The sequence below is a fragment of the Paractinoplanes globisporus DSM 43857 genome (assembly GCF_000379645.1).
Lineage (GTDB): Bacteria > Actinomycetota > Actinomycetes > Mycobacteriales > Micromonosporaceae > Actinoplanes > Actinoplanes globisporus.
The window spans coordinates 1420572-1435214 of the sequence record NZ_KB903294.1 but is presented as its reverse complement, the minus strand read 5'-3'; the positions used below and the strand labels follow the sequence as shown (position 1 = coordinate 1435214).

Annotated in this window: 15 protein-coding genes; 10 read left to right on the top strand and 5 right to left on the bottom strand. The window is 71.7% G+C overall.

What is annotated here, in order from left to right; all coding sequences use genetic code 11:
• The first annotated feature begins 34 nt into the window (after positions 1–34).
• The 7 genes from ngcE (at position 35) to A3CQ_RS0106230 (ending at position 6953) form a co-directional block, all read left to right on the top strand.
• Entirely contained in the window at positions 35–1474 is a 1440-nt protein-coding gene (gene ngcE / locus A3CQ_RS0106260) for an N-acetylglucosamine/diacetylchitobiose ABC transporter substrate-binding protein (protein WP_020510067.1), read from the top strand.
• Between the two features lie 20 nt (positions 1475–1494).
• Entirely contained in the window at positions 1495–2400 is a 906-nt protein-coding gene (locus tag A3CQ_RS0106255) for a carbohydrate ABC transporter permease (protein WP_020510066.1), read from the top strand.
• Between the two features lie 13 nt (positions 2401–2413).
• The gene (locus tag A3CQ_RS0106250; RefSeq protein ID WP_020510065.1) at positions 2414–3337 is read left to right on the top strand and encodes a carbohydrate ABC transporter permease; all 924 of its coding nucleotides are present in this window, start codon (positions 2414–2416) and stop codon (positions 3335–3337) included.
• A gap of 80 nt (positions 3338–3417) precedes the next feature.
• Positions 3418–4353: an ABC transporter ATP-binding protein gene (locus A3CQ_RS0106245; RefSeq protein ID WP_040431363.1), complete on the top strand. Its 936-nt coding sequence runs from the start codon at positions 3418–3420 to the stop codon at positions 4351–4353.
• Entirely contained in the window at positions 4350–5108 is a 759-nt protein-coding gene (locus A3CQ_RS0106240) for an ABC transporter permease (protein ID WP_020510063.1), read from the top strand. Before A3CQ_RS0106245 ends, A3CQ_RS0106240 begins: the two co-directional genes overlap by 4 nt.
• Before the next feature lie 25 nt (positions 5109–5133).
• Complete coding sequence (locus A3CQ_RS0106235) at positions 5134–6303, top strand: sensor histidine kinase (protein WP_020510062.1); 1170 nt, start codon at positions 5134–5136, stop codon at positions 6301–6303.
• Entirely contained in the window at positions 6300–6953 is a 654-nt protein-coding gene (locus tag A3CQ_RS0106230) for a response regulator (protein WP_020510061.1), read from the top strand. Before A3CQ_RS0106235 ends, A3CQ_RS0106230 begins: the two co-directional genes overlap by 4 nt.
• On the opposite strand, the gene A3CQ_RS0106225 is transcribed toward A3CQ_RS0106230, so the two are convergent.
• The 3 genes from A3CQ_RS0106225 to A3CQ_RS0106215 are packed head-to-tail and all read right to left on the bottom strand — an operon-like array spanning position 6950 to position 10028.
• Complete coding sequence (locus A3CQ_RS0106225) at positions 6950–7735, bottom strand: hypothetical protein (RefSeq protein ID WP_020510060.1); 786 nt, start codon at positions 7733–7735, stop codon at positions 6950–6952. The two genes, A3CQ_RS0106230 and A3CQ_RS0106225, sit on opposite strands and share 4 nt — an antisense overlap.
• Positions 7732–9111, bottom strand: coding sequence for an ABC transporter permease subunit (locus tag A3CQ_RS0106220; protein WP_026205386.1), 1380 nt, complete (start codon positions 9109–9111; stop codon positions 7732–7734). Before A3CQ_RS0106220 ends, A3CQ_RS0106225 begins: the two co-directional genes overlap by 4 nt.
• Positions 9108–10028, bottom strand: a complete 921-nt coding sequence (locus A3CQ_RS0106215) for an ABC transporter ATP-binding protein (RefSeq protein ID WP_020510058.1) — start codon at positions 10026–10028, stop codon at positions 9108–9110. The genes A3CQ_RS0106220 and A3CQ_RS0106215 overlap by 4 nt, the downstream gene beginning before the upstream one ends.
• Positions 10029–10146: 118 nt before the next feature.
• Between A3CQ_RS0106215 and A3CQ_RS0106210 the strand changes: the two genes are divergently transcribed.
• Both A3CQ_RS0106210 and A3CQ_RS0106205 read left to right on the top strand, forming a co-directional pair.
• Positions 10147–11277, top strand: a complete 1131-nt coding sequence (locus tag A3CQ_RS0106210; RefSeq protein WP_020510057.1) for a sensor histidine kinase — start codon at positions 10147–10149, stop codon at positions 11275–11277.
• Positions 11271–11933: a response regulator gene (locus A3CQ_RS0106205; protein WP_020510056.1), complete on the top strand. Its 663-nt coding sequence runs from the start codon at positions 11271–11273 to the stop codon at positions 11931–11933. Before A3CQ_RS0106210 ends, A3CQ_RS0106205 begins: the two co-directional genes overlap by 7 nt.
• On the opposite strand, the gene A3CQ_RS0106200 is transcribed toward A3CQ_RS0106205, so the two are convergent.
• The gene (locus tag A3CQ_RS0106200; RefSeq protein ID WP_020510055.1) at positions 11930–12796 is read right to left on the bottom strand and encodes an NAD(P)-dependent oxidoreductase; all 867 of its coding nucleotides are present in this window, start codon (positions 12794–12796) and stop codon (positions 11930–11932) included. The two genes, A3CQ_RS0106205 and A3CQ_RS0106200, sit on opposite strands and share 4 nt — an antisense overlap.
• Complete coding sequence (locus A3CQ_RS0106195; RefSeq protein WP_020510054.1) at positions 12793–13683, bottom strand: LysR family transcriptional regulator; 891 nt, start codon at positions 13681–13683, stop codon at positions 12793–12795. Before A3CQ_RS0106195 ends, A3CQ_RS0106200 begins: the two co-directional genes overlap by 4 nt.
• A gap of 99 nt (positions 13684–13782) precedes the next feature.
• Between A3CQ_RS0106195 and A3CQ_RS0106190 the strand changes: the two genes are divergently transcribed.
• Positions 13783–14628 carry an aldo/keto reductase gene (locus tag A3CQ_RS0106190; RefSeq protein ID WP_020510053.1) on the top strand — a complete coding sequence of 282 codons (846 nt, stop codon included), beginning with the start codon at positions 13783–13785 and terminating at the stop codon, positions 14626–14628.
• Positions 14629–14643 lie beyond the last annotated feature (15 nt).

Sequence of the window (14643 nt, the reverse complement as noted above, 5' to 3'; positions counted from 1 at the left end):
CCCCACAGATGAGCACAAGCACTGAGGAGATGCTGTGACCGAGATATTCGCCAAGGCCGAGGTCGACCGCCGTACGCTGCTGCGTCGCGCGGCCGCCGTCGGTCTGATGGCCACCCCCGCGGTGGGCATGCTGAGCGCCTGTGTGGGCGGCGGTGACGACGACAAGACCCAGCAGCAGTCGACCGGCACCAAGTCGGCCGAGAACCCGCTGGGTATCGACCCCAAGGCGGGCGTCGAGATCATCATCTTCAACGGTGGTCTGGGCACCGCGTACTCGACCGACGTCGACACCCCGTTGTTCAACAAGAAGTGGCCGGACGCCAAGGTCACGTTCTCGCAGACCGAGCAGATCTCGACGGTCGTGCAGCCCCGGATCAACGCCGGCACCCCGCCGGACATGATCAACAACTCGGGCTCGAACCTCATGGACTTCGGCGCGATCGTGAAGGCCGGCCAGGCGGCCGACCTGACCGACCTGTTCGCGGCGCCGTCCTGGGACGTGTCCGGCAAGACCGTCGCCGACACGCTGGTGCCGGGCGCCGTCGAGCAGGGCTCGTACGACGGCAAGCCGTTCGCGATGAACTACTCGTTCACCGTCTTCGGCCTCTGGTACAACAAGAAGCTCTTCGACTCGAAGGGCTGGACGGTCCCGACCACGTGGGCCGACTTCACCGCCCTCTGCGACAAGATCCACGCGGCCGGCATCACGCCGTTCGGCTTCGCGGGCGCCAACGCGTCGTACTACATGGTCCGTGCCCTGCTCACCAGCGCCGCCAAGATCGGCACCGAGCAGGCGCTCAAGGACATCGACAACCTCAAGCCCGGCGCGTGGACGGCCGACCCGATCAAGAAGGCCGCGGCGGCCTGGGGCGAGATCGGCAACAAGTACATCAACAAGACGTTCCTCGGCCTCAAGCACACCGAGGTCCAGCTGCAGCAGAACCAGGACAAGCTGGCGTTCTACCCCTGCGGCTCCTGGCTCGAGAACGAGCAGGCCAAGGACACCCCGCCCACCTTCGAGTACGCGGTGGCCGCGTACCCGAGCGTGACCACCTCGGACCAGCTCCCGGCGACCGCCATCAACGCGGCGGCCGGCGAGATCTACTTCGCGGCGGCCAAGGGCAAGAACCCGCAGGGCGGCAAGGAGTACATCCGGGCCATGCTCTCCAAGGAGGCGGCGCTGGGCTTCACCAAGCTCACCAAGTCGCTTACCGTGGTGTCGGGCGCCGCGGACGGCCAGACCATCTCTCCCGGTCTGACCAGCGCGAACGACCTGCTCGGCAAGGCCGGCAAGGACGTGTTCATGGGCTACCTGTTCGACACCTGGTACAAGAAGCTCGACGACGAGTCGCGCGCTGCGGCCAACGACCTGATGTTCAAGGGCGGCGACGCGGACAAGTTCTGCCAGCGGATGGAGGCGGCGTCCCAAGCGGTCGCGAAGGACTCCTCCGTCACCAAGTTCACCCGCAGCTGAGTTCTTAAGAGGTAGACGCCATGCGGCACGGCAAGTATCCCTTCATCATCGGCTTCCTTGTCGTGCCGGTGGCGCTCTACTGCACCTTCGTGGTGGCGGCGTACATCCAGAGTTTCCAGCTCGCGATGACCAGCTGGTCGGGCTTCGGCGCCATCAAGTACATCGGCTTCGAGAACTTCCAGAAGCTCTGGAACGACGACCTCTTCTGGAAGTCGTTGCGCCACAACCTGTTCCTGCTGATCCTGCTGCCGATTGTCACGATCGCCATCGCGCTGGTCTTCGCCTTCCTGCTCAACGTGGGCGGCAGCCAGCGCGGCGGCGTGACCCGGGGCGTGCGCGGTTCCAAGGCGTACCGGATCATCTTCTTCTTCCCGCAGTTGCTGGCGCTCGCGATCGTCGCGGTGATCTTCGGCCGGGTGTTCGGGCCGGACAAGAGCGGCATGCTCAACGGCCTGTTCCCCGACTCGTGGAGCCCATGGCTGTTCATGGCCGACGAGCGCTGGGCGATGACCTGCATCCTGGTCGTGCTGATCTGGCAGGCGATCGGCTTCTACGTGGTGCTGTTCTCGGCGGGCATGGGGTCGATCTCGTCCGACATCTACGAGGCGGCCGCGCTGGACGGCGCGTCCCGCTTCACGCTGTTCTTCCGGATCACGATCCCGCTGCTGTGGGGCACGATCCAGGTCGCCTGGGTCTATCTCGGCATCGCGGCGTTCGACGCGTTCGCGATCGTCAACATCATGACCGTCGACCGGGGCGGCCCGAACGGCGCGACCTCGGTTCTCAGCCTCATGATCTATCGCAACACGTTCGAGTTCTCGCAGGTGGGCTACGCCTCCGCGATCGGCGTCGTGCTGTTCTTCCTGACCCTGACCTTCGCGGCGCTGACTCTCCGGGTCACGCGGCGCGAGTCGATCGAAGCCTGAGAGGGGGACCGAGATGACCAACCTCACCAGCGTCCCAGGCGCCGACGTCGTCCCCGCCCCGGCCGCCAAGAGCGCGGGCCGCAAGCCCAGCACCAAGCGCGAGGTCAACGCGTTCACCGGCCTCGCCCACATCGGCCTGGTCTTCTGGGCGCTCGTCACCGCCGGCCCGCTGATCTGGGTGGTGCTCGCGTCCTTCAAGACCAACACCGAGATCTTCCTGGGCAAGCCGTTCGCGTTGCCGCAGAGCTTTTCCTTCCAGACGTACGTCGACGCGTGGAGCGAGGCGCACGTCGGGCGCTACTTCTTCAACAGTGTCTTCGTGGTGCTCCTGAGCACGGCCGGGACCATGCTGCTCGGCTCGATGGCCGCGTACGTGCTGGCCCGGTACCGGTTCTTCGGCAACCGGTTCATCTACTACCTGTTCGTCTCGGGTCTCGCGTTCCCGACGTTCATGGCGCTGGGCCCGCTGTTCTACATCCTCAAGAACATGGGGCTGCTCGGCACATACACCGGGCTGATCCTGGTTTACATCGCCTACTCGCTGCCGTTCACGGTCTTCTTCCTGGCCGCGTTCTTCAAGACGCTGCCGTACGAGATCGAGGAGGCGGCGACGGTCGACGGCGCGTCGCACACCCGCAAGTTCTTCCAGATCATGATGCCGATGGCCCGCTCCGGCCTGGTCAGCATCACGATCTTCAACATCGTCGGCCAGTGGAACCAGTACCTGCTGCCGGTGGTCGTGATCAGCGGTCCGGGCTCCGACCAGAAGTTGCTGCTCACCCAGGGCATCGCGCAGATCAGCGTCTCGGCCGGTTACCACGCGCAGTGGTCGACGCTGTTCGCGGCCCTGACGCTCTCGATCCTGCCGATGATCGTCGTGTACGCCATCTTCCAGCGCCAGATCCAGGCCGGCCTCACCGCGGGCGCGGTCAAGTAGTACCTGGGTACCACGGGCGGCCGGAAAGTGCCGCCCGTGGTACGCCGCTGCCGCCGGTGGCGCTCCGTAGCGTTTTATCCATGATTCAGCTACGTGATGTGACCAAGCGTTACGGCGCCAAGACGGTTGTCGACCGGCTGTCGTTCACGGCCAGGCCGGGGCAGGTGACCGGGTTCCTCGGGCCGAACGGCGCCGGCAAGTCGACCACCATGCGCATGGTCGTCGGGCTCGACGCGCCGACCTCGGGTGAGGCGCTGGTCAACGGCAAGCGCTACGCCGAGCACGCCGCGCCCCTGCAGGAGATCGGCGTCCTGCTCGAGGCGAAGGCCGTGCACCCGGGCCGTACCGCCGTCAGCCATCTGCTCTCGCTCGCCCGCACCCACGGGATCCCGCGCCGCCGCGTCGACCAGGTGATCGACATGGCCGGGCTGTCGGCGGTGGCCGGCAAGCGCGTCGGCGGCTTCTCGCTCGGCATGGGCCAGCGGCTCGGCATCGCCGCCGCGCTGCTCGGCGACCCGGGCGTGGTGATGCTCGACGAGCCGGTCAACGGCCTCGACCCCGAGGGCGTGCTCTGGGTCCGCAACCTGCTCGCCGGGCTGGCGGCCGAGGGCCGCACCGTCATGCTCTCGTCGCATCTGATGAGCGAGACCGCGCTGATCGCCGACCACCTCGTGGTGATCGGGCGCGGCCGGCTGCTCGCCGACAGCGGCGTCGACGAGCTCGTCGCCCAGTTCGCCGGGGGCGGGGTCAAGGTCGCGACCGGCGATCCCGCCGCGCTGCGCACGGTGCTGGCCGGACCGGGCGTGACGGTCACCTCGACCGCCGCCGAGGAACTGCTGGTCTCCGGCCGCAGCGCCCGCGAGATCGGGCTGGCGGCGGCCGCGTACGGCGTGCCGCTCTTCGAACTGACCCCGCAGACCGTCTCCCTCGAGGAGGCCTTCATGACCCTCACCCGCGACGCCGTCGAATACAGCGCCGGCCTGCCGAGCGCCGCCCTTCAGGAGGCAACCCGATGAGCACCTACCGCCTGTCCGCCCGCGGAATCCTCTACGGCGAGTGGACCAAGTTCTCCTCGCTGCGATCGAGCTGGATCACCACGGCCGCGGCCACCGTGCTCCTGGTCGCGTTCGGCGTCGTCGCCTCGGCCGCCTTCGACGGCAGGACCATGGACGCGGTCGGCCTCGCGCTGGCCGGCAACAACCTCGCGGCGCTCGCCGTCGGCGTTCTCGGCGTCCTGCTGGCGGCCGGCGAGTACTCGACCGGAATGATCCGCTCCACGCTCGCGGCGGTGCCGTCCCGGCTGCCCGTGCTCTGGTCGAAGAGCCTGATCGTCGGGGGCACCGCGCTGGTGACGATGACGATCGGTGCGTTCGCGGCGTTCGCGCTCGGGTCGCCGCTCCTGCACGACGGCATCGCCGCGCTCGGCCTCGGCGACGACGGCGTGCTGCGCAGTCTCTTCGGGGCCGGGCTGTACCTCGGACTCGTCGCCGTGCTGGGCGTCGGCCTCGGCGCGCTCCTGCGTTCCAGCGCCGGCGCGATCGCTGTGCTGGCCGCGGTCCTGCTGATCGTGCCGGGCCTGGCCGGGCTGCTGCCGTCCTCGTGGGGCGAGGCCATCTCGCCCTATCTGCCGACCAACGCGGGCGGCGCGATCATGAGTCTGCACCACGTGGACGGGACGCTCGGCCCCGGGACCGGGCTCGCGATCTTCGCCGGATATGTCGCCGCGGTCCTCGTGGCGGCCGCCTACCGGCTGAGGAAAGCCGACGCGTGACGGCCCGGGCGGGAAGAATCGGGCCATGACCGGGTGGTTGCTGGAGCAGCGGGCACGGTTGCGCCGTCTCGACCGGCGGCGCCCGTGGCTGCTCGACTCCGCGGTCGCCGTCGCGATCCTCCTGTTCACCCTCCCGAGCCTGTTCGGACCGCACAGCGAGCCGCAGCCGTCGCCGGTCGTGCTCGCGGTCGCCGTCGCCGCCCTGATCGTGCCGCTGTGGTGGCGTCGGCGGCGGCCGGTCGAGGCGTTCGTGGTCGCCGCCGTGGTGCTGTTCACCGAGTGGGCGCTGGACATCTGGATCGCCACCGGGATCGTCCTGCTCGTTCTGCTGTACGAGGTGGCGGCGCGCGCGTCGATGCGGGCGCTGGGCGGGGCGGTCGCGGCCACCGCCGTCCTGTTGTTCGTCTCGGTCTACCTGCTGCAGCTCGCCACCGAGCACCGGCTCGCCATCCTTCTGCTGCTGGCCGGCACGTTCGCCGGGGCGGTCGCGGCCGGGCTGGCGGTCCGCACCCGGCGGGCCTACCTGGCCGCCCTGGAGGACCGCGCGGCGCGGCTCGAGGTCGAGCGCGATCAGCGGGCCCGGCTGGCGGTAGCCGACGAACGGGCCCGGGTCGCGCGCGAGATGCACGACATCGTCGGCCACCACGTCTCGGTGATCGTGGGGCTGTCCGACGGGGCGGCCGTGCTGGCCACCGGCCGGGGCGAGCAGACCGCCGAGCCGCTGCGCCTGATCGGCGAGACCGGCCGACAGGCGCTGTCGGAGCTGCGCACGGTGGTGGGCGTGCTGCGGGAGGAGGAGGACGGACCGGAGCTGGGCCCGCAGCCCGGCGTCGCCGACCTCGACCGGCTGCTGCCGAGCGTGCGGGCGGCCGGCGTGCCGGTCACCCTGCGCACGTCGGGCGAGCTGCGGACGCTCGGCCGGGGACTGCAGCTCGCGGTCTACCGCATCGTCCAGGAATCGCTGACCAACGTCCTCAAGCACGCGGGCCGGGGCGCCACCGCCGAGGTCACGGTGGCGGCCGGCGACGACGGCGTACGGATAACCGTGCGCGACAACGGCATCGGGCGGTCCGGGCCGGAGAACCCGCGCCTGGTCGGCATGCGGGAACGCGCGGCCCTCTACGGCGGCACCGTCGCCGCCGGCCCGACGACCGACGGCTGGCTCGTGGATGTTCTGCTGAAGGAGCCCGCATGACGACCGTCCTGATCGCCGACGACCAGCCGCTGCAGCGCCTCGGCTTCAAGATGCTGCTGGACGGCACGCCCGGCATGACCGTCGTGGGCGAGGCGTCGAACGGAGCCGAGGCGGTGCGGATGACCGATCAGGCCCGACCCGACGTGGTGCTCATGGACGTACGCATGCCCGGGATGGACGGCATCGAGGCGACCCGCCGCATCACCGCCGCCGGCGACCGCACCCACGTTCTGATCCTCACCACGTTCGACCTCGACGAGTACGTGCTGGCCGGCCTGCGCGCCGGGGCGAGCGGCTTCCTCCTCAAGGACGCCCGCCCCGAGGAACTGCTCGCCGGGATCCGCGCCGTGGCGAGCGGCGATGCCGTGGTGGCGCCCAGCCTGACCCGCAAACTCATGGAGGCGTACGTGAGCCGTTCCGCGGCCGAGCCGGCCGTCGATCCTCGCCTGGCCAGCCTCAGCGAGCGCGAGCGGGAGGTGCTCGAGGCGATCGGCCGGGGCGACACCAACCTCGAGATCGCGCAGCGCTTCACGCTCACCGAGTCGACCGTGAAGAAGCATGTCGGACGGGTCCTGGCCAAGATCGGGGCGCGCGACCGGATTCAGGCGGTCATTTTCGCGTACGACAATGGGCTGGTCCGTCGCCGTTAGGCGTCCCGGAGCAGGAAGCGGGCCGTCCCGGCGACCAGCGCGGCGGCGGCCCAGGCGGCCAGCACGCCGAGGCCGGCCCACGGCGCGATCGGCAGCTCGGCCAGCCGCTTCGTGGTCTGCACGGCCAGCCCCGCCGTGGGGACGACCTGGGCGAGGTGCCGCTGCCAGGCCGGGTCGCTGAGGAACGGTGCGACCATCGGCGCCACGAACAGCAGGGCCAGCACGGTGGTCAGGGTCGTCGCGGTGTCCCGCAGGGCCAGGCCGGCGCCGAGGGCGAACAGGGCGATCAGCGCCAGGTACAGCACGGTGCCGGCGGCGGCGCGCAGGGTGAGGCCGTCGGTGAGCGAGAGCAGCGGATAGCCGTGCGCCGGGGTGAAGCCTTTGCCGGGGAGCAGGAACCGGCCGGCCAGCACCGAGCCGAGCACGCCGAGCAGGCCCGCCCCGAGCACCAGGCCGGTGACCACCGTGGCCTTGGCGGCCAGCACGATGGGCCGGCGCGGGTTCGCCATCAGGGTCGGGTGGATGGTGCCGGTGGCGTACTCGGCGGTGGCGGCCAGCGCGCCCAGCACCAGGGCGGCGACCTGTCCGGCGTAGACACCGATCAGGCTGAACCGGGTCAGGTCGGGGTCGCAGTCGGCCGGGCCGGTGCAGCCGCGGCCGTCGAGCGACCAGGCGCCGAGCGCGCTCAGCCCGGCGGTGAACGCGGCCAGCGCGAGGAGCAGCCAGGCGGTGGAGACGAGCGTCCGCAGCTTGGTCCACTCCCCGCGCGCGGCCCGGATCACGCGTCCCTCCGGCGCAGCGACCACCAGGCCAGGGCCAGCGCCGCGGCGGCCCAGGCACAGAGCACGGCCAGCCCCGGCCACGGCCCGATCGCGTAGTCGAACCGGTCGCGGGTCTGCTGGATGGAGAGCCCGGCCAGCGGCGTGATCCGGTTGATCCAGAGCTCGACCGGCACCGGGAGGAAGGCGCCGATGATCCGGGGCAGCACCACGACCGCGATCACCACGGTCACCGCCGCCGCCGTGCGCCGCACCAGCGTGCCGATGCCCAGGCTGAGCACGGCCACGATGGCCATGACCAGCGCGGTGCCGAGGACGGCCCGCAGCGAGAGCGGTGTCCACAGTGACGGTTGCGGATAGCTCGGCGCCTTGTAGCCGTTGCCGTGCAGGATCGGATAGGTGAGGTAGAAGGACACCACGGTCGCGACCAGACCGGCGGCGAAGGCGGCGGCGCCCAGAACAACCGCCTTGGCGGCCAGCACCCGCCCCCGGCGCGGGCTCACCGTGAAGGTCGTGCGGATGGTCCCCCGGGCGTACTCGGAAGTGATGAAAACGACGCCCAGCGGGACCAGCGCGATGAGCGCGACCAGGACCCCACCCAGCATCTGCGGGAGCATGTCGTTGTCGCCGCCGTTGACCAGGCGGAAGACGTCGCCGGCGCCGGTCACCGTGAAGACGCCGCCGGCCTCGGTGGCGGTGCCCTGGACCAGGGTGTCGTCGACCGCGCGGGGCGCCCCGATCGTGGTGGCCGTCCAGCTCCCGGGCTGCGCGGGCTCGAAGCCGACCCGGTCGAAGGTGGCGGTGCTGGTGCGGTACTCGGGGCCGGTCGTGGTGCTGCCGGCGTGCCTGATCGTGCGGGTCTTGGTGGTGGGGGAGTTCGCGAAGAGCCCGGTCCGGACCATCCTCGGCAGCGCAAGAGAAACGGCGCCGACCTGCTGCCACGTGGTGCCGTCCGACGACTCGAAGCCGGTGATCGTGGCGCCGGCCCGGGTCAGCTTGAGCCAGCGCGGCGCGGGACCGGAACTGCCGGCGATGTCCGTGGTGAAATTCGCCTGCAGGTGTACGCCGTGGCCGGGCGTGACCATCAATGCGGCGTAGGGGCTGCCCTCCTCGGCAGACTCCTTCATCATGATTCCCGCCTTGGCCCACGGGCCGGTCGCCTCCTGCGACGCCACCCGGGCGACGATGGTCCCGTCGCCGGCGAGCGGCCGGTGCAGGAACTCGGCCTGGTCGACGTTGCACGGGCACGGGTCGTCGATGGTCGAGCCGAACGCGAGCAGCGCCGAGAACAGCACCATCATCCCGGCCGCGAGCACCAGGCAGAACGCGGTGGTCCGCACGGAACGGAACTTGGCCCATTCCCCCCTGAGTGCGCTCACTTCGCCACCTCCACCCGGTAGTCGACGGAGTCCCGGGTGAGCTCCATGTACGCCTCCTCGAGCGACGCCCGATGCTGGGCCAGCTCGGAGACCGGCAGGCCGCTCTCGCCGAGCAGCGTCGCGATCCGCTCGGCCGGCAGCCCGGTCACGGTCAGCGTGTCCCGCTCGGTCGCGGCCACCTCGGCCCCCGCGTTGGCCAGCACGCTCATCGCCTCGCTCCGCCGGGCCGTACGCAGCACCACCCGGCCGGCCGACGCCGTCTCCAGCAGCTCGCGCACGGTCGTGTCGGCGATCAGCCGCCCCCGGCCGATCACCACGAGATGGTCGGCGGTGTCCTCCAGCTCGCCCATCAGGTGGCTGGAGACCAGCACCGCGCGCCCCTCGGCGGCCATCGACCGCAGCAGCTCCCGGATCCACCGGATGCCCTCCGGGTCGAGGCCGTTGACCGGCTCGTCGAACATCAGCACCGGCGGGTCGCCGAGCAGCGCCGCGGCGATGCCCAGCCGCTGGCGCATGCCCAGCGAGAAGCCGCCGACCCGGCGCCGGGCCACCGAGGACAGGCCGACCAGGTCGAGCACCTCGCCGACCCGGCGCCGGGGGAGGCCGCTGTAGTGGGCCATCCACAGCAGATGGTCGCGGGCGCGGCGTCCGGGATGGACGGAGGCGGCGTCGAGCAGCGCGCCGACCTCCCGCAGGGGCGCGCGCAGCGAGCGGTAGGGTCGCCCGCCGATCAGGGCGCTGCCCTCGTCGGCCGCGTCGAGGCCGAGGATCACCCGCATCGTGGTCGACTTTCCGGCGCCGTTCGGGCCGACGAAGCCGGTCACCAGGCCGGGCCGCACCTCGAACGAGAGGCCGTCGACGGCCACCGTTGATCCGTACCGTTTCCGCAGGTCGCGGACGTCGATGGAGGTTTCCATGGGCCGAGACTACGAAGCTGGGCCCGGCGGCGCGTCCCGCCCGAGGACTGTCCTGGCCGCACCGGGGTGGCTCTCGGGAGGGATCCGTGCACGGCTCCCGGCGGGGAGAATGACACCCGTGAGCTCGCCGGCGATGGTGTTCCGGGCGCGGGCGGTCCGGGTGGCCCGCGACCCCGGCCTGCCCCGCTGGGCCGGCGCCCTGCTCGGGATGGCGGCGATGGTCGAGGTGGCCTCGCTGCATCCGGAACCGGGGACCGATCTGTCGGTGGGGCTGCTGCTCGCCCTGCTCGCGACGGCGCCGATCGCGCTGGCGCCGGGGCAGACACTGACCGCCGCGCTGCTGATCTCCGCGGCCACCCTGCTGACGCTCGGCGGCGAGTACCGGCTGACGGTCGCCGGTGTCGTGGCCCAGGTCGCGGTGATGTGGCTGGCCGGGCGGCGATGCCGGCGGTGGGTCGCGGCCGCGTTGGTCGCACCCTTCCTCGTGTACGCGGTGACGCCGCGCGGCGGGCTGCCGGCGGTGCTCTGCCTCGCGGCCGTCGCGGGCGCGGTCACCGTCGGCGTTGCGCAACGGGCCCGGCACGAGCGGATCGCCCGGGACGCGACGACCCGGGCCGCCGCCGACTCGATGCTCGAGCACGTGGCCCGGGGCGAGCGGGCGCGGATCGCCCGGGAACTGCACGACGTGGTCGCCCACCACATCTCGATGATCGCGGTGCAGGCCGAGACGGCCCGCCTGACCACCGACGGGATGCCGGCCGAGGGCGCGAAACGGCTGCTCGCGATCGGCGACACGGCCCGGGCGGCGCTGACCGAGATGCGGCGGCTGCTCGGGGTGCTGCGCGACGACGCGGGCGCCGAGCCGACGCGGCAGCCGCAGCCCGGGCTCGACCAGCTCAACGACCTGATCGACACGGCCCGGGAGTCGAGCGGGGCGAGCACCCGGCTGATTGTGCGCGGGCGGGTGGTGCCGCTCGACCCGGGGAGCGGGCTGACGGCGTACCGGATCGTGCAGGAGGCCCTGACCAACGCCCGGCGGCACGCGGCGGGGGCGGCGGTCGACGTCGAGCTCGAGTATCGGTCGGACGGCCTCTGGCTGCGCATCCGTGATAACGGGCCGGGTGCGATTCCCGGCGACGCCGGGCACGGGCTGCTCGGCATGCGCGAGCGGGTGGCCACGGTCGGCGGCACGCTGCGCACCGGGCCGTCCGACGCGGGTTTCGTCGTGGAGGCGGTGCTGCCGTGGTGACCGTCGTCGTCGCCGACGATCAGGAGGTGGTGCGGGCCGGCTTCGGGGCGCTGCTGGCCACCCAGCCCGACTTCCGAGTGGTGGGCAGCGCGGCCGACGGCGCCCAGGCGGTGCGGGTGTGCCGGGCCTCCCGGCCGGACGTGGTGCTGATGGACGTGCGCATGCCGGTGCTCGACGGCATCGAGGCCACCCGCCAGATCACGGCCGGCGACCGGGAGCACCCGCGGGTCATCATGCTCACCACGTTCGACCTCGACGAGCACGTGTACGACGCGCTGAGCGCCGGCGCCAGCGGGTTCCTGCTCAAGGACGTGACAGCGGAGCGTCTTTTCGACGCGGTGCGGGTGGTCGCCGCGGGGGAGGCGCTGCTCGCGCCCGCGGTGACCCGGCGGCTGATCACCGAGTTCGCCCGGCTGCGCCCGCGGCCGGCCAAGCGACCGTCGCCGGTGGACACGCTCACGCCCCGGGAGACCGCGGTGCTGCGGCTGATCGCGGCGGGCATGTCCAACGGCGAGATCGCCGGCCGGCTGGTGGTCAGCGAGGAGACGGTCAAGACGCACGTGAGCCGGGTGCTCGGCAAGCTCGCGCTGCGCGACCGCACCCAGGCGGTGGTGGTCGCCTACGAGTCCGGCCTGATCGTGCCCGGGTCGCGCTAGTCCCAGCTGGCCAGGTAGGACGCCGCCATGTCCTTGTCGGCGTGACCGGCGGCCGACGCGCGGCGGAAGCGCTCCGCTCCGGCCTCGGCCACGTCGAGGCGTACGCCATGGTCGCGGCCGGTGTCGACGATGAGCCGGGCGTCCTTCTCGGCGGTGTCCACGGCGAAGCTGGCCGGCGAAAGCCGGTCCTCCAGGATCAGCTGCGCCTTGGCGTGCAGGTAGCCCAGGTCGAGCGGGCCGCCCGCGATCAGGTCGAAGAACGCCGACGGTTCCACGCCCAGCCCCTTGGCCAGCGCGAGCGTCTCGGCCGCGCCGTGCGTCACGGCGAGCACCCACGTGTTCGCGACCAGCTTGAGCTTCGTCGCGCTGGCGTCGGCGGCGTCGACGCCGGTCCAGGTGGTCCTGGAGCCGACCGCGTCGAAGATCGGCTGCACGGCGGCGCGGTACTGCTCGGGGCCGGCGGCCAGCACGCTCAGCTGCCCGGCCTCGGCCGGCTGGCGGGTGCCCAGCACCGGCGCGTCGAAGAAGACCACGCCGCGCTCGGCGGCCAGCGCGGCGAGTTTCGCGACGTCGGCGGGCGCGGAGGTGGTCGACTGGATCCAGTACGTGCCGGGCCGCAGGGCGTCGGCGGCCCGCTCCATGACCTCGCGCACGGTGCCGCCGTCGAAGAGCATGGTCAGCACGACGTCGGCTCGGCGGACCGCTTCCCCCGGCGTCGCGGCGGTGCGCAGGCCGGTCGCCTCGGCCTTGTCCGGCGACCGGTTCCAGACCGTCACGTGGTGGCCGGCTTTCGCGATGTTGCGGGCCATCGCGGCGCCCATGATCCCGGCGCCGAGGACGGTCACCCAGAGTTTCTCGCTCATACCGCCATCTTTCCCGGAATCGCGAGATTCAACAGCTCCCGGGTCGCCGGGCCGGGCGGGGTCGCGGCCGGCAGTGCCACCGACACCTGCCAGGACGCGTCGTCGGCCTTGAGCGCGGCCGCGTGCAGGCCCTCGGCCTGCGGCTTGCGGGTCACCGGGGCCGGCACGAGCGCCACCCCCAGCCCCTGGTGCACGAAGTCGAGCAGCGTGTGCACGTCGTTGACCTCGACGCTGATCCGCCGCTCGGTGTCGGCGCGGGCGAAGGCCAGGTCGTTGACGCGGCGGGCGCCCCAGTCCGCGCTGAAGTCGACGAAGTCCTCGGACCGCAGCGCCTCGACGTCGACCACTTCAAGATCGGCAAGCGGGTGGTCCGGGTGAGTGAGCAGCATCATCTCCTCGGCGGCCAGGGGCATCAGCCGTACGCCCTCGGGGGCCGGACCCGGCAGGGCGACGAAGCCCACATCGAGGCGTCCGAGCCGGATCTGCTCGACGATCTGGCCCGAGCCCGCGTAGCGCAGCCGGACCTCCACCCCCGGATGCGCCCGGCGGAACGTGGCCACGACCGGCGGCAGGTCGATCACGCCGAGGCAGTGCTCCGAGCCGACGGTGAGACTGCCGCGCAACAGCCCGCGCACGGCGGCGACCGCGTTGCGGGCCGCGGCGGCGCTGGCCAGCGTGCGGTGCGCCTCGGTGAGCAGGGCGCGGCCGGCGTCGGTCAGCTCGACCCGGCGGGTGTTGCGGACGAACAGGTCGGCGTCCAGGTCCTTCTCCAGCGCGCGGATCGACGCGGACAGGCCGGACTGGGCCACCCGCATCCTTTCCGCCGCCCGGGTGAAATGCCGCTCCTCGGCGACGGCGACGAAATACTCGAGGTGGCGCAACTCCATGATTGAGCAGTCTAGGTGCTGAATCCGAGCGGTTTCTTCTGTTGGACGCCGGGCAGCTTTGCTAGAAGGCTTTCACTGACTTTTTGCTGAGGAGGCTCCATGCACACCCGTCGCATCGGCGACATTTCGGTCAGCGCGATCGGGCTCGGCGGCATGCCGATGTCGATCGAGGGACGGCCGGACGAGGAGCGCTCGATCCGGACGATCCACGCCGCGCTCGACGCCGGCATCACTCTGATCGACACGGCCGACGCCTACCACATCCACGCCGACGAGGTCGGGCACAACGAGACGCTGATCGCGCGGGCGCTCGCCTCCTACGGCGGGGACACGTCGTCGGTGCTGGTCGCCACGAAGGGCGGGCACCTGCGCCCGGGCGACGGCAGCTGGACCGTCGACGGCTCGCCGTCGCACATCTTCCAGGCGTGCGAGGCGTCGCTGAAGCGGCTCGGCGTCGACGCCATCGGCCTGTACCAGTACCACCGCCCCGACCCGCACGTGCCGTGGGCCGACTCGATCGGCGCTATCCGCGACCTGCTCGACGCCGGCAAGATCCGGATGGCCGGCGTCTCCAACGCGAACCCGGCGCAGATCCTCGAGGCGCGCGAGATCCTCGGCGGCCGGCTGGTCTCGGTGCAGAACCAGTTCTCGCCGTCGTTCCTCTCCTCGGCGCCCGAGCTCTCGCTCTGCGACGAGCTGGGCATCGCCTTCCTGCCCTGGTCGCCGCTGGGCGGCATCCGGCGGGCCGGCGGTCTGGGCGGCAGCTTCGCCACGGTGGCCGATCGCCACGGCGTCAGCCCGCAGCGCGTCTGCCTGGCCTGGCATCTGGCCAAGTCGCCGGTCGTGATCCCGATCCCGGGCGCCAGCCGGCCCGAATCGATCATCGACTCGGCGGCGGCGCCGGAGCTCTCGCTCACCGCCGACGATCTCGCCCTCCTTCCCTGAGGATCTCTCGTGTCT

What these genes read in the sequence shown, in the direction of transcription:
- A3CQ_RS0106255 (WP_020510066.1), top strand. Translation starts at nt 1,495, where the DNA reads ATGCGGCACGGCAAGTATCCCTTCATCATCGGCTTCCTTGTCGTGCCG.
- A3CQ_RS0106250 (WP_020510065.1), top strand. Translation starts at nt 2,414, where the DNA reads ATGACCAACCTCACCAGCGTCCCAGGCGCCGACGTCGTCCCCGCCCCG.
- A3CQ_RS0106245 (WP_040431363.1), top strand. Translation starts at nt 3,418, where the DNA reads ATGATTCAGCTACGTGATGTGACCAAGCGTTACGGCGCCAAGACGGTT.
- A3CQ_RS0106240 (WP_020510063.1), top strand. Translation starts at nt 4,350, where the DNA reads ATGAGCACCTACCGCCTGTCCGCCCGCGGAATCCTCTACGGCGAGTGG.
- A3CQ_RS0106235 (WP_020510062.1), top strand. Translation starts at nt 5,134, where the DNA reads ATGACCGGGTGGTTGCTGGAGCAGCGGGCACGGTTGCGCCGTCTCGAC.
- A3CQ_RS0106230 (WP_020510061.1), top strand. Translation starts at nt 6,300, where the DNA reads ATGACGACCGTCCTGATCGCCGACGACCAGCCGCTGCAGCGCCTCGGC.
- A3CQ_RS0106215 (WP_020510058.1), bottom strand. Translation starts at nt 10,028, where the DNA reads ATGGAAACCTCCATCGACGTCCGCGACCTGCGGAAACGGTACGGATCA.
- A3CQ_RS0106200 (WP_020510055.1), bottom strand. Translation starts at nt 12,796, where the DNA reads ATGAGCGAGAAACTCTGGGTGACCGTCCTCGGCGCCGGGATCATGGGC.
- A3CQ_RS0106195 (WP_020510054.1), bottom strand. Translation starts at nt 13,683, where the DNA reads ATGGAGTTGCGCCACCTCGAGTATTTCGTCGCCGTCGCCGAGGAGCGG.
- A3CQ_RS0106190 (WP_020510053.1), top strand. Translation starts at nt 13,783, where the DNA reads ATGCACACCCGTCGCATCGGCGACATTTCGGTCAGCGCGATCGGGCTC.